General features: G+C 43.2%; 20 protein-coding genes. 6 read left to right on the plus strand and 14 right to left on the minus strand.

Features of this window, described 5'->3' with window-relative positions; all coding sequences use genetic code 11:
- Positions 1-92 precede the first annotated feature (92 nt).
- The 7 genes from V7S65_RS09440 to V7S65_RS09470 all read right to left on the minus strand — a co-directional run bounded on the left by V7S65_RS09440 (position 93) and on the right by V7S65_RS09470 (position 4101).
- A complete protein-coding gene (locus V7S65_RS09440; protein WP_079472061.1) occupies positions 93-662 on the minus strand; it encodes a DUF6620 family protein in 570 nt (189 codons plus the stop codon).
- 11 nt (positions 663-673) lie between these two features.
- Positions 674-1504, minus strand: a complete 831-nt coding sequence (locus tag V7S65_RS09445) for a hypothetical protein (protein WP_336388443.1) — start codon at positions 1502-1504, stop codon at positions 674-676.
- Positions 1505-1507: 3 nt separating this feature from the next.
- Positions 1508-1753 carry a hypothetical protein gene (locus V7S65_RS09450; RefSeq protein ID WP_079472063.1) on the minus strand — a complete coding sequence of 82 codons (246 nt, stop codon included), beginning with the start codon at positions 1751-1753 and terminating at the stop codon, positions 1508-1510.
- A gap of 18 nt (positions 1754-1771) precedes the next feature.
- Positions 1772-2725, minus strand: coding sequence for an SPFH domain-containing protein (locus V7S65_RS09455; RefSeq protein WP_336388442.1), 954 nt, complete (start codon positions 2723-2725; stop codon positions 1772-1774).
- Between the two features lie 10 nt (positions 2726-2735).
- A complete protein-coding gene (locus V7S65_RS09460) occupies positions 2736-3239 on the minus strand; it encodes a hypothetical protein (protein ID WP_079472065.1) in 504 nt (167 codons plus the stop codon).
- A gap of 10 nt (positions 3240-3249) precedes the next feature.
- Positions 3250-3582 (minus strand): hypothetical protein, encoded by a 333-nt coding sequence (locus tag V7S65_RS09465; protein WP_336388441.1) that lies wholly within the window; start codon positions 3580-3582, stop codon positions 3250-3252.
- A 195-nt stretch (positions 3583-3777) separates the two neighbouring features.
- Entirely contained in the window at positions 3778-4101 is a 324-nt protein-coding gene (locus V7S65_RS09470; RefSeq protein WP_079472067.1) for an import component protein, read from the minus strand.
- Positions 4102-4331: 230 nt separating this feature from the next.
- Between V7S65_RS09470 and V7S65_RS09475 the strand changes: the two genes are divergently transcribed.
- Positions 4332-6197, plus strand: a complete 1866-nt coding sequence (locus tag V7S65_RS09475) for a transcriptional regulator (protein WP_336388440.1) — start codon at positions 4332-4334, stop codon at positions 6195-6197.
- A gap of 430 nt (positions 6198-6627) precedes the next feature.
- On the opposite strand, the gene V7S65_RS09480 is transcribed toward V7S65_RS09475, so the two are convergent.
- The 7 genes from V7S65_RS09480 to V7S65_RS09510 all read right to left on the minus strand — a co-directional run bounded on the left by V7S65_RS09480 (position 6628) and on the right by V7S65_RS09510 (position 15886).
- Positions 6628-7365, minus strand: coding sequence for an SDR family oxidoreductase (locus tag V7S65_RS09480; protein WP_336388439.1), 738 nt, complete (start codon positions 7363-7365; stop codon positions 6628-6630).
- A 128-nt stretch (positions 7366-7493) separates the two neighbouring features.
- On the minus strand, positions 7494-8375 hold the full coding sequence (locus V7S65_RS09485) for a helix-turn-helix domain-containing protein (protein WP_336388438.1): 882 nt from the start codon (positions 8373-8375) through the stop codon (positions 7494-7496).
- 219 nt (positions 8376-8594) lie between these two features.
- Positions 8595-11714, minus strand: a complete 3120-nt coding sequence (locus tag V7S65_RS09490; protein WP_336388437.1) for an efflux RND transporter permease subunit — start codon at positions 11712-11714, stop codon at positions 8595-8597.
- Positions 11715-11726: 12 nt separating this feature from the next.
- The gene (locus V7S65_RS09495) at positions 11727-12785 is read right to left on the minus strand and encodes an efflux RND transporter periplasmic adaptor subunit (protein WP_336388436.1); all 1059 of its coding nucleotides are present in this window, start codon (positions 12783-12785) and stop codon (positions 11727-11729) included.
- Between the two features lie 5 nt (positions 12786-12790).
- A complete protein-coding gene (locus V7S65_RS09500; protein WP_336388435.1) occupies positions 12791-14119 on the minus strand; it encodes a TolC family protein in 1329 nt (442 codons plus the stop codon).
- 153 nt (positions 14120-14272) lie between these two features.
- Positions 14273-14995, minus strand: a complete 723-nt coding sequence (locus V7S65_RS09505) for a LytR/AlgR family response regulator transcription factor (RefSeq protein ID WP_336388434.1) — start codon at positions 14993-14995, stop codon at positions 14273-14275.
- Between the two features lie 75 nt (positions 14996-15070).
- Complete coding sequence (locus V7S65_RS09510; RefSeq protein ID WP_227024548.1) at positions 15071-15886, minus strand: sensor histidine kinase; 816 nt, start codon at positions 15884-15886, stop codon at positions 15071-15073.
- A 439-nt stretch (positions 15887-16325) separates the two neighbouring features.
- On the opposite strand from V7S65_RS09510, the gene V7S65_RS09515 reads away from it, so the two are divergent.
- The 5 genes from V7S65_RS09515 to V7S65_RS09535 all read left to right on the plus strand — a co-directional run bounded on the left by V7S65_RS09515 (position 16326) and on the right by V7S65_RS09535 (position 22077).
- Positions 16326-18698, plus strand: a complete 2373-nt coding sequence (locus tag V7S65_RS09515; RefSeq protein ID WP_336388433.1) for a TonB-dependent receptor — start codon at positions 16326-16328, stop codon at positions 18696-18698.
- 88 nt (positions 18699-18786) lie between these two features.
- Positions 18787-19536, plus strand: coding sequence for a DUF4249 domain-containing protein (locus V7S65_RS09520; protein WP_336388432.1), 750 nt, complete (start codon positions 18787-18789; stop codon positions 19534-19536).
- Between the two features lie 103 nt (positions 19537-19639).
- The gene (locus V7S65_RS09525; RefSeq protein WP_336388431.1) at positions 19640-20833 is read left to right on the plus strand and encodes a macrolide family glycosyltransferase; all 1194 of its coding nucleotides are present in this window, start codon (positions 19640-19642) and stop codon (positions 20831-20833) included.
- A gap of 65 nt (positions 20834-20898) precedes the next feature.
- Positions 20899-21072: a tetratricopeptide repeat protein gene (locus V7S65_RS09530; protein ID WP_336388430.1), complete on the plus strand. Its 174-nt coding sequence runs from the start codon at positions 20899-20901 to the stop codon at positions 21070-21072.
- Between the two features lie 240 nt (positions 21073-21312).
- Positions 21313-22077, plus strand: coding sequence for a glycoside hydrolase family 11 protein (locus tag V7S65_RS09535; protein ID WP_336388429.1), 765 nt, complete (start codon positions 21313-21315; stop codon positions 22075-22077).
- Positions 22078-22156: the final 79 nt, after the last annotated feature.

Raw genomic sequence — 22156 nt, forward strand, 5'->3', positions numbered from 1 at the left:
TGTATGTTCCGATCAGGTGCCCAAATGAGAAAAGGCTGTATCACATTGGATACAGCCTTTCTTTTTATTTGGAGTGTTACAAAAAAATATCTTTAAAACTCGATATCATCTGCTACGTTTCCACCCTGCTTTTCAGCAAACAACTGCTGATACTTTGCCTGGTAGGCTGCCTGCCGTTGATTATACCCGGCATAGTCAGCCTGGATATCCCGGTGGATCTGGTCATTCCATAAAGACGCAGCAATCTGGAAATCCCCGATGGGAATACCGTAATTATCGACGATCCACTGCGCGCCGTCCAGGCCATAATCGTAGGCTACCTGCCGGGCCACTTCCAACTCCTGGTAGAAGTCTTTATCCTGTTTAATTTTTTCGATATTGCCCGCGCCCTCCGGTGAAGCACTGGCCTTTAAGCCGCTGAACTTCGGGTGCTGATCAGCCTGACCAAAGTACTGGCCAAAGAGGGTAACAATGTGAAAGGTGGCGTCCTGCTTCATCCGCTCAGGCCACAGCAGGTTGGCTTCCTGCCAAACGGGTAATTCAACCCCCAAAGCCTTTGCTACGTCATCTTCACTTAAACCGCTGCCGAGTCTCGCGCAGGCGGCGCCGTAATCTTCTAATGTAATGCCGTGAATAGGTTCTAATAATGGATTACCAGACATATAATTTCTATTTAAGGATGATGATTAATATTATATTCATTTATTAAGCGCTCGTAAAATTTCTCATTCTCCACTACCATATCAGGTACTATCTTATTCCATTCATCAAACATGCAACGCAGGTAGTGACGGTACAAGTCCGGATTCTTCGGGTTACTGGCTTCATAGCTCCGGAGCAAATGAGCCGTTCGCTGCTCTGCCAGGCTGCGGGCCTGGTGCAATACCATACGCGCTCCTGTAGAAGGACTAAAAGTATTCTGCGACTGGCAGAACGGGCAGGTGATATAAGTATCAATAAAAAACATCCTGGGAATAGTGATATTGCCGCCACACTGTTTGCAACTGAACTTATCACGTATCCGTTCAAATGCTGCCAGTTCCTCCTGGTATGCCGATTCCAGGTCCTGTTCCCCGGCAGCGCCCTGCAGCAGGGAAATGGCATGATTTATTTTGTCTTCAAAAACATTATGCCGGTCCAGGCAGGCCATTCTGAAAGCATACAGCTTCCTGCGATACTCACTCGCGGCACCGGAAATAATGGAGGGGAGCGATGCTTCGGCTTCCTGCATAAAACAAACAATATTCTCTTCCTTTACCTCGTTCGCCTTATTCCGCATCTGGTTAATTTGTCCCAGCAGCCCCGAAAGCATATGGATGTGCGCGCGTTTATAAGGATCTGTGTCCTGGCGGAAAACTTTCTGCAGTTCAGGTACGGCAGCAGTGTTCATTTCCTCCATGCGGGCTTCCAGCTTCTCCAGGAAAACAAACCATCTCTCCTGCCTGGTTCTCATCTCTTCGATCAGGGCAAGGTTCTCATTTTTCTTATTGAATAAATTGAACATGATTTATGAATTATTTTCCTTCCTGATATTCACACCATCCGTCAGCTTTGTATCCATGAATACAAAACCGCAGTAGGCGCAGGCCGTGAGTCCTTTATGATAGGCCCGTCCTGCGCCGCATTCGGGACAATCACGAATATCCATTCTGGCTTCTTCGTTTGTTATTTCGCCGCCATAATTTTCCTGGGTCTCCACCTTATTTTTGAGCTGTTCCAGGTAGGCTTGTATCCGTTTCTTTTCCTCTGCCATAATCCTGCGGGTTGAGGGTTAAAGTAATTTCAGCAGTTCTTCTTTCTTGGCAGCGTACTCCTGTTCTGTAATCAGCTGCGCATCGAAGAGTGCCTTCAGTTGTTTGAGTCTTTCCGTGATATCTGCTGCGGGAGCGGGTTTGGATTGCATGGCTCCCTGGGTAACCATATTGGTGATGAGGCCCATTGTTACTGCCTGCCGGGCGCCATCTCCTAAATCGGAATGTTCTTTGTCCATCGCATTGGCGATGCTGTACTGCGAAAACTTATTCATGTCTGTTACCATGTTCATACCGGTAACTTTGTCGTATTGTTTAAGGACTTCTTCCGGCAGGGTGATGCTGGTAATGGTGAAGCGGGTAATTTCCAGGCCAAAGTCAGTGAAGTATGGCTGAAGGAGAGGTTGTATTTTTTCGTTTAACCCGGAAATATTACCTGCTGCATCTACCACGGAAATTTGCGCCAGTGCAAGTACTTCGGCAAACTTCGGTGCTATAAAATCGCGTAACTGTAACTCCAGCTCTGTGATGCTGAGTCGTGGCCAGGTACCTGCATACTCTTTGAAGAACTTTGATACGTCTGTAATACGGATATTATACGTACCAAAAGCCCTTACCCGTACCTGCCCAAAGGTGGCATCCTTCATTAACACCGGCGCCGGGGTACCCCATTTGAGGTTTACAAACTGATGGGTGTTGAAAAAATAGATGTCTGCTTTAATGGGACTTTCAAAACCATATTTCCAACCCCGGAGCCTTGTGAGTATGGGAATATTTTCGGTTTTCAGGGTGTGCTTCCCGGCAGGAAATACATCTGCCAGCTGCCCTTCGTTGAGGAAAAGGGCATGTTGACTTTCCCTTACGGTGAGTACGGCACCATCCTTAATTTCCTTATCTGCATCTGCAAACTTCCACATCAACGCATTAGGATCCGGTGTTACAGATTCAATGATTTCAATAAAAGGTAATCCCATCCTGCAAGATTTAAATATTCGGTGCTTTGACCGTAAATAGCATGTCGTTTATAGCATCCAGTATTTCTGTTTCAAATACTTCCTGTCGCTTTCTTCCTTTCTTTGTATCCGGAAAATAGTCGCTGACAGCATAATTCCTGCCAAACCTGTCTTTTTTATTAGAAATAACATACTGCAGGTCGTTATTAGTTGTTTCCTGCAAAATATATACTTCTTCAAATGACATGAGTTTCCTCGAATACAAACCCGGTGCTTTCAGATAAACCTCCCGGGTACGCTCATCAAAAACATACGTGAGGTTTACTTTAAACAGGAAGTCGTACACAGCGTAAAAGCCACAGATAACGCCTATACACATTATAAACCTGGATACCTCGTAATTAAGCGGCCATATCAGCGGAATAATGAAGGCTGCTGCCGCCAGTATTACACAAGAAATAATTTTGCCTTTGTATACGCCGTTAGGTTGGAAACTCAGTTTCCCGTCAACAGCTTTCAGGTTATACGATGCCATCATTACAGGTTTAAGCGATGTCTTCCTCCTCCAGGCCCATGATGCCGGCTATTTCTGTTGTAACCTGCTGCAACGGCTTTGTAAGAAACATAGTCTGGTGCAGCATCACCGATTTCCGTTTGCCATTTTTATCCATGATCATAGCGGCAGTTGCGTTTACAGTAACGATAAACGACTGTTTTGAAATGAGGAAATTCTGAAAGTCCTCAAACCGGTACTCCGTTGGAGATATAAAGAAAACAGGTTGTACTGAAATGGTGCGGGCATTTACATCGATCTTTAAGTTGCCGGTAACTCTCAGCGCGATGATAACTGCAAATACACCTATTAACAGGCTACTCACTATTCCCCCACGGGTTGGATTATTGTATAGGATAAATACGATCAGACCAGATAATAAAAGGGCCAACAAACAAAAGAATGCTGTCTGGGATTTCTTTGTATATACATTCCCTTCCCGGGTAAAATATTGAAGCGGCTGCATGCGGTAATTTCTGATATGGCTATATAATTATAATAACAGATCTGCGGATCCTGGCTAATTGATAAATGAAAATTTGTTCTCGAATACTTTACCAAACACCGGAACAGGTTTTTCTGCCTGGTTCGCTGCATTGATAATTCCCAGTATCCAGAATATAAGGATCACATACCCGATCAGGCCGAGGAAAGATAAAGAGGGCACCACGTGCGCTATTATAGTCAGGGTAATATTGAGCAGGATACTCACAATGGCAAGTCCTAACGACTGCCTCAGGTGATATCTGAGCAGGCTGTCTGATTTCTCTTTCCCGGAGAAGTAAGCAATCAGCCAACCGATCAGGGTTACATATGACAAAATAGATAATGTTTTGCTGTTCATGGGTTCAAGGTTTTTTCGTTGGCGTTATTGCCTGTGCAAATGTGCGGTGAATGTTTCTTAACCAGGCATTCAGGTAGCCTACAAAACGACTACCCAGGGGGAAAAGAGCGTCTACAATATGACTACAACATTTTCAAACATCTTACTATTATTATCTTACAAATATAAATATTTATAACTTTAAAGATCTTTTCATACTGACTATTAGTGATTTATAGTAATTTAACCGCATGAAATCATTACCATATCTACCCTTTGTTTGTCTGTTGATCTGTATATGCGGGTGGTCATGTTTTGCATTTGCACAAATGCCGCTGTCGGATAGTTTACAATCAGTAACCGCTAACCCCGCTTTCAATGAAAAGGAGAAACCGCCTTTACTTAATCAGCTGGCTGAAATATACCGGGCCAGTAAAAACTATTCCCTTGCCATGACCACGGCCAGGCAAAGTGTGGCTCTCTCCCTCCGGCATCAAAATTACCGGGAGGCCACTAAAGCTTATGCGATGCTGGCAAACATCAAATTCAATACGCAGCAATATGCCGATCTGAAACAAACTGTTGATTCCGTATTCACCAGCGCGCAACAGGCCAACGACCCCGTGGCAATGGCATATGCTTATTATACCCGTGCGCTGTTATATAAAACGCTGGATAAGTCGGACGATGTGGTAAAGTATTGCCAGCTGGGCCTCCGGCAACTGGAGAAAATCCCTGACCCCTATATTGCCGCCAAAATATATTACCAGCTTTACGTTGTTAATTCGGGCTGGAACAATGAAGAAAAGGTAGGGATCTATGCCCGGGAAGCCACAAACAATGCGCTCAAAACAAATGATTACAACCTGTTGAGCAATTGTTATACGGCCCTGTCGGTAGCCCATGAATATAAATTCAATGCTACCCAAAACCGGCAGGAGCTGGATAGTGTGCTGTACTACCTGGGTAAACCGGAGGCGCTTTACCGGCAGTACCCCGGCAGGGTTGCCGCTAACACCTATGCCATTGCCTGTATAAATATTGCCAACTGCTATCTGAAATACTTCCCTGCTGAGGATGCAGCGGCCAAAGCGCAAGCTGTTCACTATGCCGGTATTGCCCGGTCGGTGTTAAAAGATGCCCCCAACAGTGAAGAGGTGGTTGCCAGCAGCTTAGGCATCCTCAGCGAATATGCCCGGCGGGAAGGCAACGAGGCACAGGCAGAAAATTATCTGCTGGAAGCCTACCAGGTGATGAAAACGGCTAACGGTCATTCTTACTATACTATAATCAATGTGGTGCAGGCACTGTCTAATCTTTATGAACAAAAAGGGGATTACCGGAAAGCGCTGGAGTTTCAAAAAGAGGCCACTCTATATAACAACAAAAATTTTAATCAGCAACAGGCGCTCAATACCCAAAAGCTGGAAATACAATACGAAACGGAAAAGAAAAACAACGAAATGCAGATCCTGAAAGAACGGGAGAAAAGCCGCACCATGCAGAATTATTTATATGCCTGCATAGCGCTTGCCTCCCTGCTTGGACTGATATTCATGTTCCGCTCCTATCACTTCAGGTTACGTTATTCCCTGCAGCGGGAAAAGCAGCTGCAACTGGAAAAACACGAGTCTGAAATGCAGGTAAAGCTGGAAAAAGAAGAACACGCTCGGCTCAGAGCCGAGCAGCAACTCCTGGAAACCCAGCAACAGCAACTCAAAAAAGAGGTAATGGCCAATGTGCTGCACCTCGAACATAAGCACCAGACGCTGCTGCATATCAAAGACAAATTAACGGAAGGCGACTCCGTAAACATGCAGAAAATCCTGAAGGAAGAAATGGTGATCGATAACGACTTTGAGCATGCAAAAGTCCAGATCCAACAGATACACCCCGATTTCTTTCACCTGATCAACGACAAAGCACAGAAAAAGCTCACCCTGCTCGACCTGAAGCTTTGCGCCTACCTGTATCTTAAAATGGACACCCGCCAAATTGCCCAGCTGATGAATATTGAAGCCAAAAGCGTAAGAATGAGCCGTTACAGGATCAAACAGAAGCTGGGACTGGACAAAGAAGATGATCTCAATGCTTTTTTGCAGGGTTTGGGTAGTTAACTTACCCGGCCTGCCACTTCCCCCCTCCGCACCATCCCTCCTTTGCTATGCCAGTTAAGCTTTCCTCCTGGCCAGATCCATTGTATTTCGAAATACAATACGAAATTAATCACTGCTGAAGATGCAGAAAAATAAACCCGCCGCTTTTGCCGCATTTTGCCGGTGTAAAGTTTTCATAGTGTATGGGGAGTGTATTGGAAGTGTATGGTGAGTGTATGGTGAGTGTATGGGAACAGTATAGGAACAGTATAGGGAGTGTATAGGGACTGTATGGGGAATACGACACATAGACGAGTCCTAAGTATCCGAGAAGTATCCGAGAGGTATGGGAGAAGTATACAGGAAGTAGTGACTAACAACAACAAAACCCGCGATGATCGCAGGTTTTGTCATTCATAGGGGTCCCCTCAGCGCCACCAGGCGCCTGCCACTACCAGGGTATCTCTCCGGTAACAGGGTTATTCTCCTCACTAAAAAACCTCCCTGTGGGGCCATCATCGCCGATAGTAGCGTATTTAACCAAACGTGCCCCGGCTTCTTCCACGCTGCCGGTTCCGCGGTGGTTATTGAAATCGGTAGCAATAAAGCCAGGGTCAATAGCATTTACTTTAAATGGCGTGTCACGGAGTTCATAAGCCAGGGTCACCGTATACATGTTAAGTGCCGTTTTCGACGGAAGGTAAGCGGCGCCTTTATGATGATAAAACGGCCAGGTAGGATCGCTATTCAATGTAAGCGATGCCATACTTGAACTTACGTTTACGATGCGGGGCTGCGGAGCGCTTTGCAGCAAATCAATAAAAGCCCGGGTAACTCTTACCACGCCATACAAATTGGTTTCAAACACCTTTTGGAAAACGGCAATATCTGTTCCGGTCGCCGTTTGCGGAAGACCGCCGCTAATGCCCGCGTTATTAATAAGCACATCCAGTACACTGGTTTTTTTGCCTATTTCAGCACGCGCAGCATCTACTGATGCCTGGTTGTTTACATCTATTTGTATGGCCTCCACTTCATTCAACCCTTCAGCTTTGAGTTTTTCTACGGCTTCAAGGCCATTGGCTAAGTTACGGCTACCTAAATAAACGTAATATCCCTTTTGCAGCAGCTGCCGCGTGGTTTCAAACCCAATGCTTTTATTGGCCCCGGTAATCAATACTTTTTTCATAATCCTTTGTAATTAATAGTTAAAAGTGAGTGTAGTTTTTATGACTTCCTCATCCTGTTTTATTAATACAAAGTTCCGGCTTACATGGGCCTTCCTGTTAAAGAGAATCAAACCAAAAAGTATGACTTTCAAACCTTACTCGTCCTGAATGACCGGGGAGTAGTTCCGGTAACACGTTTAAAGTAGTTGTTAAAGTAGGTGGGATATTCAAAACCCAGGCTGTAGGCGATGTCGGCCACACTCCAATCGGTATGTCGCAACAGCGCTTTTGCTTCTGAGGCAATACGTTCCGCTATGTGTACCGAGGTTGGTTTACCGGTAACAGCGCTTACCGAACGGTTGAGATAATTTACGTGTACAGACAGGGTTGCGGCGAAGTCCTGGGCCGTTCTTAATTTCAGCGGATCTCCGGTGTTATCGACCGGGAATTGCCTCTCCAATAATTCCATAAAGAGATAGGTAATCCGCGTAGCAGCATTTTTTTGCCTCAGCTCATTTTGTAATGGTTGAATGCTTAACGCTTCGTGAAGGATCAGCTCTATACAGCCCCGGAGCAATTCGTCTTTGTAATGATAATCACTCCTGTGCACCGACAGCATCTTTTGATACAAGCCGGTTAAAAACGCCGCCTGTTCCCTGTTAAGACGAACTACCGGTGACACGCCAAAACGAAATAATGGAGAGTTCTGTAAGATCTCCGTTCGTTCCCTTCCGGAGAAAAATGCTTCCGTAAACAAACAGGCATACCCTTTCTTTTCCGTGGAACGATCCACTACCGTATGAGGTATATTGGGATTGGCGAAAAATAAAAACGTATCATTCATTTCGATCGTTTCGTCACCGTGGTAAATGATCATATCACCGGTGACCAGCACTATTTTATAAAAGTCACGCCTGCCGTGGGGTTGTGAGGGATTTGAGATACCTGAAATTTCGTGGACCTTAAATCCTTTCAGTTTCAAATCCGATGTATAAGACCGGGCAACCGTGGTTTCAGTTTTGTTGATCATCTTACAAAATTAAGAAAATCAAACCAAAAACAGGTAACACACCAGGTAGAATTAGGCCCCGATAAATATCGGGGCCCTTTTAGCAAACCTACATCTGTTTACACCTTATGTGTTGTTGCACCCCATAAGTGTTCAGAAAGATATCAACTGGTTCTATCCTCTCCTCTTCCACCCGCCGCAAAAATTAAGGCTGCCCGGAATGAGCAGCCTTGTTGCTGCTTATGAAAAGTACCCGATAGCGGGTTTCTTACGGTGACGGGAAAAACGGACAAGTATACTATCCACAATCAGGTACATAGCCGGTACCACAAAAAGCGTGAGTATCATAGAACTTGTTAACCCTCCAATGATTACCCAGGCCATTCCGTTTTTAATCTCAGCCGCGGCGCCTTTTGCCATTGCGATGGGTAACATGCCAAAAATCATCGCAAGCGTTGTCATTAGAATCGGGCGAAGCCTCTCCCTGCCTGCTTCTATCAATGCTTCCACCGTTTCAAATCCTTCCTCTCTGAGTTTATTTGCAAAGTCGACAAGGAGAATAGCATTTTTAGCGACCAACCCCAACAGCATAATCATTCCGATAATCGTGAAGATGTTTAATGTTTCCATCGTAAGCGCCAGCGCCAGTAATGCGCCAACCAGTGCCACCGGTATCGAAAACAACACCACAAACGGATACACCGCGTTTTCATAAAGCGCCACCATAATAAGATACACCAGTACGATTGCGGTGATAAGTGCCAGGGCAAGGCTTCCAAAGGCATCTGCCTGATTCCTGGAATCTCCCAGATACTGAACACTAACCCCTTCCGGCACCTTTATAGATTTTGCCTTAGCTTTGATTTCAGCGCTTACAGTACCCGTTGGCCGCCCGGAAACGTTTGCCTGCACTGTAATTGATCCGAGTCGATCCATACGCTGAAGCGTGGTTTCTCCCAGCGTTTCTTCAACATCCGCGAATTGCCGCAGCAGTATTGTTTGACCATCAGCGTTTACTACCGGCAGGTTCCTTATATTGCTGGCATCCGATTTACTAAACTGATCCAGCCCTATCCTGATATCATACTCATTCCCATTTTGTTTGAACTGATTTTTATCGTCCCCACTAAATGCATTCTGTAGCGCCGCACCAACAGCACCCGCATTAAGTCCGAGGAGACTCATTCTCTCCCTATTGAGCCGGATATCTACCTCAGGTTTCCTGTTCTTTACAGACAGCTTTACAAACTGCGTCCCGGGAACATCTGCCACAACCTTCATATACTCATCAGCAACCTGCCGGATGTCTCTCAGATCAACACCTTTAATGGCTATCTGTATCGGCGCGTTACTTACATTTCCGGTTATTGAAGTGGAGGCTACTGTAAACTTCACACCTTCTATGATGCTACTTAATTCTTGTTGCAGATACATTCCGAGTTCCTCGGAACTTTTACTTCTCTGGCTCTTATCGACCAGGCCAATCGTCAGTTCAGCCAGGTTGGCATTTGATGATGCTCCAGCCACGCTTCCGCTCACAAACCCTATACTGGAGAAGATCTTTTTTACCTCTGGTTGTTCCCGGATAATCTTCTCCGCCTGCTGCACCTTCATATTAGTTTTATAAATACTTGCTGTTGGCTCCAATTCCATATTCAGGATCAAATCACTTTGGTCCGCCTTCGGTATAAACGCAGCTCCAATAAACCCCATCGGGATCAATGCAATGGATCCAAATATCAGGCACATTACAAGCATCAGTAACCATCTCTTTCTTCTTAACACTACCCTTAATAATCTACCATATTCTTCTTTTATCATTTCGATAAAGTACTCGAACTTCAAATTAATCCTTCCCCAAATACTTTTTGCAGACAGCTCCTCCAGTTTCCCAAACCTGCTTGCCAGCAAAGGTGTGATGGTAAATGATACGAAGAGACTCATCAGTGTTGAGAAAACAACGGCGAGAGAAAATTCCCGTAAAATTGCTCCAATCATCCCGCCGGCTAATGCCAGCGGCAGAAACACCACCACATCCACCAATGTGATAGATAAGGCTGTAAAACCAATCTCATTTCGCCCTTCCAATGCTGCCTTCCGGCGATCAGCCCCCATCTCCATATGGCGATAAATATTCTCCAGCACCACAATTGAATCGTCTACAAGAATTCCCACTACCAACGACATTGCCATTAACGTCATTAGATTCAGGGAAAATCCCAGCAGGTACATGGCAATAAATGTAGGAATGATAGAAGATGGAAGAGCGATCAGTACAAATGATGCACTTCTCACACTATGGAGAAAAGCCAGCATTACAATACCTACAATTATTACAGCCAGAAACAGGTCGAACATAACTGCATCAGCTGCATGCAATGTATATATACTCTGATCCGAGGAAACATTAAACCGCAGTTTCTGCCCCAGGTATTGTTTCTCTAACTCAGTAAAACACTTCTTTACCCCGTCGCTTACTGCTACCGCATTGGCGTCACTCTGCTTAATGATTTGAATACCAATTGATGGAATCCCATCTATGTGGTTGATGGCTGCAGGCTTTGCCGCCCCATCTGATACATCAGCAATATCGCCTAATTTTATGGCGCCCTGAGTGGGGTGTTGCAAAATGATCAGGTTACGAAGCTCCCCGACCGAATCCACATTTGCATCGTAGCGGATGGAAAGCTCCCTGTTTGTTGTTTCAATGCTCCCGGCAGGAAATGAAAGATTTGCATTACTGATAGCGCTTGTCACCTGCCCAATGGAAAGCCCATAAGCCAAAAGCCTGTCTTGCCTTATATTTACCTGAATCTCCCGTTTTTCTCCTCCAATAATGTTAACCTGTCCTACTCCGGGAACGTTCTGTAATACCGGGCGCAACTGGTTATCGACCAGGTCAAAAATTTTCCGGGGAGGCAAATTCCCCGTAACGCCGGCTTTAATAACCGGCGTTTCATCCAGGTTGACTTTACTTATCCTTGGCTTTTTAGCATCAAGTGGTAACTCACTGATAATTTGATCAGCTTTTCGCTGAACATCACGTTCTGCCTTATCCACATCGGTTCCCGACTTGAAAGAAATGGTAATTACTGAAAGATTTTCCTGAGAAGTTGAACTAATCTGATCCAACCCCTCCACCGAGGAAACCGCATCCTCCAGTTTTTTTGTAACATTGATTTGAACTTCAGCCGCTGCAGCCCCCGGATAGATTGTGCTGATAGAAACTGTAGGCACCTCAATTTTGGGCAGGAGATTGTAATTTAAACTCAGGTACGACTGAATACCAAACAGGATCAGTACTGTAAAGATTACAATAAGCAACAGTGGCCGTTTTATGGCGATTTCAGTAATTGACATACCTATTATTCTTTACTTAATAACATTAATTAAAGCACTGTCCTTCAGGTTAACCTGACCAGAAATAACTACCTTATCCCCTTCTTCCAAACCATCCAATACCTCCAGTTCATCTCCATAATTTATACCTACACTGATTTTCCGCAGGATAGCCTTGCCATTTATCACCACATAAACGGCTGCATCGGTAGTGCTTTCAATCAGGGCTTCCCGCGAAACAAGTAATACTTTCCGTTCCGTTTTCTTTGAGAAATCAGCATTAATAAATGTACCTGCACGCAGCGGCATGGAGTTATCATTAGGCGCCGTAATTTCAACCTGGTAGTTGAATGCCTGATTAGCCTGTGGACTAATGAAAGTTACTACCCCGGGAATAATCCTTCCCGGATAAACATCTGTGGTGATAGCAATTTTCTGGCCTTTAGCTACTTTGTAAACTTCGTCCTCCGTCAGGTTTACCTGTACTTTCAGTGAAGACATATTCACTATTGAAGCCACTTCTGTTCCGGGCCCTATGAATGTACCCTGTTCAACCGGCCTGGAAGCAATAACACCATCATCCGGCGCTTTAATGCTTGCATCGGCGATCTGTTTTCGTATCTGCTGAACAAGGTTCATTGCGTCATTATAGTTTTGTTGTATGCCCGCCACCTTTTCAGGGGTAGCAGCGTTTCCTTCCAGCAGTTCCCTGTAATTATTATTATCCCGTTCCAACTTCGCCGCATTCGTCTCGGCCTTTTGCAAGTCAAGCGCAAGCAATCTGCTATCAACAACAGCGAGTAACTGGCCCTTCCTAACATGATCACCCAAACTGAACATCACTCTCTGTAATTGGCCACCGGAAGCAGAGAACACCCTGGACTCTCTTAAAGGCGCCAGTGTACCGGTTTTCACCAGGCGCGCCAGCATGATCTCTGACTTCACAGTGTAAATAGTAACAGGTATACGGATATCTCCGGTTTTAGCTGGTAAATTTTTCGCTGCAATTTTGTTTTTATTATATGCCAACATGAACACCATAACAATTAACATTACAATGATCACCAGTATCAATACGATTCTTTTTTTCATCGCAGTTAAAGAGAATTTAAAAATGTTTTCAATGTACCCGCGGCTTTTTCAAGATCAACCCGGGCCTGGTAGTAACTATACATAGCGTTCAGATAATTATTTTGCGCTGACTGGAGGGAATTCCGGGTGATTAACCAGTCATTCAAATCAGTGGTACCCTTCTGAAATTGAAGATTCGTTACCTTAAATACTGATTCGGCCAGGTCCACATTTCGTTTATCATTTTCCATATTGGTCCGGGCCTGGGTAACTTTCGTCCGGGCATTTTCAAATTCAACGGTGAACCTACTTTCAGAAAGCTTCAAACTCTCCTCTGCATTGATCCGGCTTATCACGGCCTGCTTATGCCTGGCATTACGTTTATAGAAGTCCAATATCGGAATCGTGAGTTTTAAGCCGACCGCCGAGTATGGCAGTAATTCATCATAGGCGCCTCCCGGTTTGTTGCCGAATCCAACGGCGCCGTAACGCGCATATCCCGTCAATTTGGGCAGGCCCTCGGCTTTAATGCGGGCCTGTTCTATCTCTAATAATCTGATATTAGCGGATGATACCTTATAGTCAATCCGGGCGGCAGGAGAAAAACTGGCCAGCGAATCCTCCGGGCCAGCCAGCGGCGCTATAGCAGCAACCAGGTTAACAGGAAGTTTATCATCAATAGGATATCCCATCTCGAATTTTAATTGATTTTCCGCTAATTGAAAATTACTCTCAGCTACCCTGATCTGCGACATTGTGTTATTGAAATCCACGGACACCTTATCCAGGTCCTTCTGTAATACAACACCTTTGGCCACCTGCAAACGGTATATATCTATCTGTTGTTCATAGGTTTTACTGTTAAACTGTAACAGCAGAATTTGTTGCCGGTACACCAGCAATTGAAAATAGGCAGCGCTAATATTGTAGATAATTGATTCCTGACTCTGTTGAATGTTGAGATCCGCCAGTTCCCTATTGAGTTTATTTGCTTTGAGGCCCGTCAGCAATGACTGATCGTATAATACCTGGTCGAGTTGTGCAAGGGCATTGGAATTAAATTTTTGTGTAAGAGATACCTTTATTTCATTTGGCCCCAGCACTCCGGCTGGAATAACATTTTGCTGCAATTTGAGATTGTTATCCAACATTGAAGTAAGACTCACTTTGGGAAGATAATCGGCAAGAACCTCCCTGGCTTTAGCATCGGCAGCTATTTTCTGATTAGCGTAAATTCTGGCATTCCGGTTATTTTGCAGACCATACGCTATACAATGCTTCAATGTCCATTCCTCCTGGGCCTCCGCTTTGATGTATATGCAACAGATGATCAGCATTAGAAAACTTTTAGTCATACATTTTAACTTATTCCTTCGTCTGTAAAAGGACTTCTGATAAAATGCTGCTAAAATAGCCTATAGGGGAACGGCTAAAATTCATTTTATACGAAACCGGCTGGTTTTTATACAAAAGAAGATAATGGGCGCTAACAATGGGACGTTGTGAACCTACCTGTTCGCAATCTTTTTGGTTACAAACTCATTGAAAAAGAAATCCCTGTAAATACTTCCGATGGGGATCTCGTTTGTACCTATGTACACGGTGTTATTATCCACAGAATCAATATGCTTAACATTGATGACATAGGATTTGCTTACTCTCACAAACATATCTTTGGGTAATTGATCGTAGATGGTTTTGATATTCATCGCCGTCATTACTTTCTGATTTTCGCTGTGCATTACCACATAATCTTTTAAGCCCTGAATAAAAAGTATGTTATTGAAATAGACTTTAAAAATTCTCCGGTCTGCTTTCACAAAGAAAAAATCATCTGCTACCTGTTCAATATTGTTATTGGTGTAGTCCGCCTTTAATAATTTGGAGTAGGTACGGGCTTTTTCAACAGCCTTTTGAAAACGTTCTAATTTCACGGGTTTTATCAGGTAGTCAATCGCATCTACCTCGTAGCTGTCGGTAGCAAATTCAGAATAGGCGGTTGTAAAAATCACAAATGTTTCTTTTGGAATGGTCCGGGCAAATTCAATTCCGTTAATTCCCGGCATTTGTATGTCAAGAAAGATTAACTCAACTGTATTGTTTTCTATAAAATTGGTGGCGGTTTCGGGGCTGTTGAATGAACCGATTAAATCTAAATCGTCTGTTTTGTTAATCAACATCTCTATGGCTTCTCTCGCCAATGGTTCATCATCAATAATAATACAGTTCATAACTTTTTACGCTTTACTATATAACAAAATAATCGTCTGCTATATTTTAATTCTTTTCTTTTATTACTATGCAGGTCATAGCTTTATGGTTAAAGTTACGTAATACCTTTCTGAGTCTTCTTCGATACTTAAACTATGTGTTGCCGGGAACAAAAGCTCCAGTCTTCGTTTAACATTTGCCAGCCCCAATCCGCCTGTATTACTAACAGATTTAACCATAGGTTTGGAATTGATACATTTAAAGAAAAGTTCATCGTTTCTAACATCGAAATACAGGTTCACATAAGACGATTTTGTTGCATCATTATTGTGCTTCACAGCATTTTCCACAAACGAAATGAACAGCAAGGGAGGAATTTGCACACCGCTCAAATCTCCCTCTTTTGAAATCAGGAAATCAAAACTATCCCGCCTTACTTTCTCCAAATTTAAAAAATCTTCCAGGAAATGAATATCCGAAGTCAACAACACCTTATCTCTTGCACTGTCATAAAGTTGATAGCGAAGTAAATCGCTCAACTTCACTAAAACTTCCGAGGCTTTTTCGGGATCTTTCTTCGTTAGAACATTGGCATTGTTTAACATATTAAACAAAAAATGCGGGTTGATTTGATTTTTCAACTGTTCCAGTTCTGCATAAGTTTTCGACTGTTTCAGCTCGTAGATCAATTGCTTGTCCATCATTCCCTTCTGAAACAGTTTTATGGAAGATGAAGCCGCTAACAGCAGCACGGTAAGGAAGGAAAAAAGCGGGATATTCAGCCCATTTTCTTTATTAAAAGGATTAAAAAAATAACCACAAACAGCCACTACAACAAGGATACCGATCACAGACAGGCAGTATTCAATATTCTTATTCCTGAACAAAAGCTTTGGCACCAGCACGTACATATTTACATAGAATAATGCAATAAAATATACAAATATCACTATCGGGTTGTCAATTACGGGAGTGCTGTTGTACAACACAGCACCTATAAAAACAATGAGCAGCAAATGCCGGAATATTCTGCGGTCGGGTGAAATCAGGAAACGGAAAAGCACGTTTTCGCTAATAAGCTGCTGATGGCTAAAATCATTCATTATAAAATTGTATAGAACAAATTTAACAATTAAAGCACTGGTCTGATCTGCTTTTTATACGAAAGTGTTTGCTTTTTATACGAAAACAAGACACATTATAAAAACGCATAAGACAAGAAATACATTTTGTAGTACCCCGGCATACTTTGCTATAAAAGATACCGCATTTGGTATAATTAAAAAAAGGCAGTTATCCAAAGGAATAGTTTTGTGTCGAATTTACAACTGTTAAATCGATTTTTAAAAGATGAGATACCAGATTATTTATATACTGCTGCTTATAACCGTTTCATTCGGGGCCTATTCACAACAGAAAGTGACATTAAGTGGAACAGTCACCATGAAAACAAACACCGAAACAGTAATCGGCGCAAGCATTTTCATTCCTGAAGCAAAAGTTTCGGCAATTACCAATTCGTATGGCTTTTATTCTGTCACCCTGCCCAAAGGGGAATATACAATCGTTATCAGCTGTATAGGATTTGAGAATATCGAGGAACATATCACGCTGACAGGAAACACCAAGAAGAATTTTTCGATGCTTGAAAAAAGCAGAACCTTAGATGAAGTCGTGATAAAATACAATAGTCCGGCAACCAACATCCGGAACCCGGAAATGAGTGTGAATAAGCTTTCTATCGCCACCATCAAAAAGATGCCGGCAGTTATGGGTGAGGTTGATGTTTTAAAAGCGATTCTGCAACTTCCGGGAGTTTCCACTTCACAGGAAGGAGCAACAGGCTTTAACGTCAGGGGAGGTTCGGTTGATGGTAACCTGATATTGTTGGATGAAGCCGTTGTTTACAATACTTCCCACCTGTTCGGCTTTTTCTCCGTTTTTAATGCTGATGTGATTAAAGATTTGAAATTGTATAAGGGTGGAATACCTGCTAATTTCGGTGGGCGCACCTCCTCTGTTCTGGATATTTATCAAAAAGAAGGGAACAACCAGGAATATCACGTAACGGGGGGAATTGGGGCTATTTCGAGCAGATTACTGGCAGAAGGCCCTATTGCAAAAGGTAAAAGCTCGTTCGTAGTTGCTGGTCGTACTTCTTATGCCCAGTTGTTTATGAAACTGGCTGACAACCCCAATTCTGTTTCTTTTTACGATTTGAATGCCAAACTGAATTATAACATCAATGACAATAACAGGATTTTTCTTTCAGGATATTTCGGCAAGGATAAAATGGATTTCAGCAATTTTTTCAGTAACACTTATGGAAACTCATTCTTTAATCTTCGTTGGAATCATATCTTTTCCGAGAAACTTTTTTCCAATGCATCAATCATTTACAGTAAGTACGATTATGGCCTGAAGATAAAATATGTTGGCATTGATTGGGTATCGGACATCCGTAACTATAATCTGAAGTACAATTTTAACCATCGTGTATCTGATAAGCTGGTTTTGAATTATGGTCTCAATTCCATCTACTACCAGTTCAATCCCGGCACCATAAAACCTATGGATGAAAAATCGCCTATCAATGCCGACCAGCTTGAAAAAAAATACGCCTGGGAAAATGCATTGTATATCAGTGCCGAGCAAAAACTCACGGATAAAATATCCGTGAATTATGGCCTGCGATATAGCAATTTCCTGCGATTGGGGGAACAGAATGTAAATAATTATGCCAATAATCAGGCAGTAGTTTTCAATCCCACGTTACAAATTTATGAGGAAGGAACGCCCACGGGTGTAACATACTACGGTAAAAACAAAAAGATTACTGGTTTTGGAAATTTAGAACCCCGTCTGGCAGTTTCTTATAGCATAAATGACGACCAATCCATTAAGGCGAGTTATAACAGGATGAGCCAGTACATCCATTTAATTTCCAACACAGCTTCCGTCTCCCCACTCGATATATGGGCGCCGAGCGACCAATATCTGAAACCCGAAATTCTTGACCAGGTTGCATTGGGCTATTTCAGAAATTTCAGCAATGGAAAATATTCCCTGGAAACAGAAGCTTTTTACAAGAAAATTAAAAACAAAGCAGATTACATTGACGGTGCCGAATTGATTGCCCAGAAAGCCATAGAACAGGTATTGCTAAATGGCGAGGGAAGGGCTTACGGTCTTGAAGTGATGCTGAAGAAAAATACCGGGAAACTGACAGGCTGGCTTTCTTACACACTTTCCAGAGCCGAGCAGCGCACACCGGGAAGAAATGCAGAAGAACCTGGCATTAACAACGGCGAATGGTATCGCGCCAATTACGATAAAACGCATAATTTTTCACTTACAGCCGCTTATCAACGGACAAAAAAATGGAGTTTTGGCGGCATTTTTACCTACCAAACAGGAAAAGCTGCAACCTTTCCCATCGGCAAATACCAGTACCAGGGAATTACGATTGGGAATTACGGAGTGCGAAACGCTAATTCGCTCCCGGCTTATCATCATCTGGATTTATCGGCAACCTACACACCAAAACCTGACAGCAAAAAAAGATGGAAAGGTGAATGGGTGTTCAGTATTTACAATGTTTACAACAGAGGCAACGCCGCATCTATCATGTTCGAGCAAAACAGGGAAACAGGCTTGAGCGAAGCAAAGAGGATATCCATTTTCGGTATCATTCCGGGCGTGACTTACAATTTCAAATTTTAATTCTAATAATATAAAAATGAAGAATATACTTAAATACCTGGTTGTTTCATGCTGTCTTTTTCTCCTGTCCTGCACAAAAGTAGTGGAAGTGGATTTAGAAACAGCAGAACCCAAATTGGTAATTGACGCATCGATTGACTGGATAAAGGGTACGACAGGCAATGAGCAGAAAATCATACTCTCCACCACAACGGGATATTACAGCCCTACATTCCCAACAGTTTCAGGAGCGGATATTGTTGTAACAAATTCAGCAAATACTGCTTTTAGTTTTACAGAAAATCCCGGTACGGGAGAATATATCTGCTCCAATTTCCATCCTGTTATCGGGGAAACTTATACATTAAAAGTAGTTTTAAATGGGGAAACTTATACCGCAACCGAAACTTGTATAGGCGTACCGGATATTGAAAATAATATTGAACAGAATGATGATGGCGGATTTGGAGGTGATGAAGTGGAAATCACCTACTACTACCAGGATAATGGCAGTGAGGAAAACTACTATCTGCACCGTATTCTATCACCTGTATCAAAGTTTCCGGATTATAAAACACAAGATGATGAGAACAGTCAAGGCAAACTAATGCAGGAATATTTTTCTGACGAAGATCTGAAAGCAGGAGATCCGGTAAACATCCGGCTGTATGGAATATCCAGGAGATACTATGATTATTTCAGAAAGTTGTTAGCAGCATCCGGATCTGGTAGCGGCCCGTTTCAAACAACACCGGGTTCGGTGAGAGGAAATATCGTTAACCAGACCCATTTCGAAAACTTTGCCTATGGATATTTCAGGTTATCGGAAGTGGACGTAAAGGATTATACGATCAAGTAATTAGTAAGGCGTGATCCCTATGGTACTAAACCTTTTGGAGTTTGATCTTAAAAGATTTTTATCTTTGTGAAAGATATCATGCCCACATAGGAATATAAGAAATATGCCCACTTACGTTTTTTTCAATGTTTCAGCATATGGTCATGTGAACCCAACGCTCCCCATCGTTGCCGAGCTAAGCAAACGTGGCCATAAGGTTTATTATTTTATCGGCGAATCCTTCGCCGGCGCCATACAAAAAGCTGGTGGCATCCCGGTCATATTACCTGGAACTTCACGAAGTCAGAATACAACGCCTCCCGGGGACAAAGAGATTGCACTTTTACCGTTTTTAATGGCGCGTGAATCGCCCCGTATAGTGCCGGAAATTATAGCCAGGTTGAAAAATATAAACCCTGACTGTATTATATTTAATACTATGCTGCTTTCGGCCAGGCTCGCAGCACGGATATTGCGATTACCCGCGATCGGCTTCCGCCCCTTTCATAGTCCCAGGCTACAACAAAAGATTATTGAAAATTTTACTGACCCGGATTTCAAATTACTTGCACATGCTGCCAGTGAAGCGCTTGCAGCGGTTACAACATCGTATCAGCTCCCTGCTCTTACCCTTCAGGAGATATTTTCAGAAGTACCCGGGCTAACGTTGGTATTTCTACCAAAAACATTCCAGGTTGATGCAGCGCAATTCGATGAGCGTTTTCTGTTTGTAGGGCCCTCCTTTACAGCGCCACCATCAATCCCATGGCCGGTAGCCCAAAGCAGCAAGTCACCAGCAATCAGGATCTATATTTCACTGGGCACATTACGAAATAATGAACCGGATTTTTACCGTAAATGTTTCTCTGCTTTTTCAGCACCTGATTGGACCGTAGTAATGTCGGTTGGAGATCAGATCGACTTACATACACTGGAACCCATTCCCGATAATTTTGTTGTAAAGCGCTCTGTTCCCCAAACCGCCCTACTCCCTCATGTGGATGTTTTTGTTACTCATGGCGGCTTGAACAGCACAATGGAAAGCCTGTATTATGGTGTACCTATGGTTGTTCTGCCATCTATAAAAGAACAGGTAACAACAGCAGAACGTGTACGGGATCTGCATCTGGGCCTTATTCTTGACCGTACAGATTTTACAGCCGAAGCACTTCGTGAGGCTGTGACAACAGTATTCCAAAGCGAATCGATCAGGTATGCTGCGCGCGATATAAAGAACACCATCCATAGCGCAGGAGGCTATTTGCATGCTACTGATGCAATTGTTGCATTTCAGCAAAGAGTACATCCTTCAGCCTGATTATTATCTGCCATAGGATAATAACCCAGTATGGAGCACTGGATAATGCAATAAGTTTACTGGAAATGAATACCCAAAACTACCCCGCATCAGCAACTGCCTTTAGCCAGTTGGGCGATGCATACCTGAAAAAAGGTGATCGTTCAAAGGCAATTATTTGCTATAAAAAGGCGCTTGCATTAAATCCCGGCCTGCAAGATGTAAAAGATAAACTGGCAAGGGCTTCAGAAAGCCAGTAAAATAATGCAGAGCGGTACCACTGTGGTATTATCGCAGAAACTGATCCAACCGAAGAAACCGATCTCTGGCAACCGTAAAGAACGGTTTATACCGACTGCTGCTACAGAGCAGTTGTGACATTTTTGAGAGGTTAACAATAAAAAGGGTATGAACATTTGTGTAACAAATTTGGTGATTATTAGCATTGTTCCATTTTTAAACATGCTTTTTTTGCTTCTTTAACCAAATTAAACCACGATATGAAAAAGCAAAACCCACTAACAAGAGTAACCAGGAAGGTTGCTTTTGGCGCTGCTGCATTCGTTGTACTTGCAGGCGCTACAATTTTAACAAGCTGTAAAAAAGAGGCAAAAACCCAACCTGGGGTAGTTGGTATTGAGCGTCTTTCCAAAGCTGAAGTCGCGGCCCAATTCTACCAATCGGGTACACATAACGGCTTCTTTTGGTCACTTTGGAAAAGTGATGGCGCTACCGGTACAGTTAATTACGCAAATGGCCCTGGCGGAAATTACAGCGTTAACTGGAACGGATTTAATGGCAATTTTACGTGCGGCAAAGGTTATTCTGTAGGTTCTACATCCTACAAAATAGGATATAATCTCGGTACTTATTCAAATTCCGGTGGTGGTACTTTCGGCTGGTACGGATGGACCAGAAATCCTTATTATGAGTATTATGTGAACGAAACATGGGGTGCAGTATCGCCTCATACCGGCACCTATTTAGGAACATTTGAAAGCGATGGTGCAGGCTATAACGTATGGACCCGTTGGGTGACAGGTAAAAATATCGATGGCGGTGATGGCTTCAGACAGATTTACAGCTCCAGAGTTACAAAAGTTACTACCGGACAAAATCGCGTCATTACTTTTGCCAACCACTATAACAAGTGGAGTAGTTTAGGCTATACTCTTGGTCAGTTAAATATTCCGGCTATTATGGTGGCAGAGACCTGGGGCACTAATACTAATGGCAATATTAACTGTACTATTTGGGCGCAATAAACACTGATTTAAATTACCCCCCGCACTAAATACTGCCTTGCTTTCTGCAAGGCAGTATTTAGTGCGGATTATTAAACAA

The organism is Chitinophaga sp. CCNWYY40 (assembly GCF_037483205.1).
Taxonomy (GTDB): Bacteria; Bacteroidota; Bacteroidia; order Chitinophagales; family Chitinophagaceae; genus Chitinophaga; species Chitinophaga ginsengisegetis.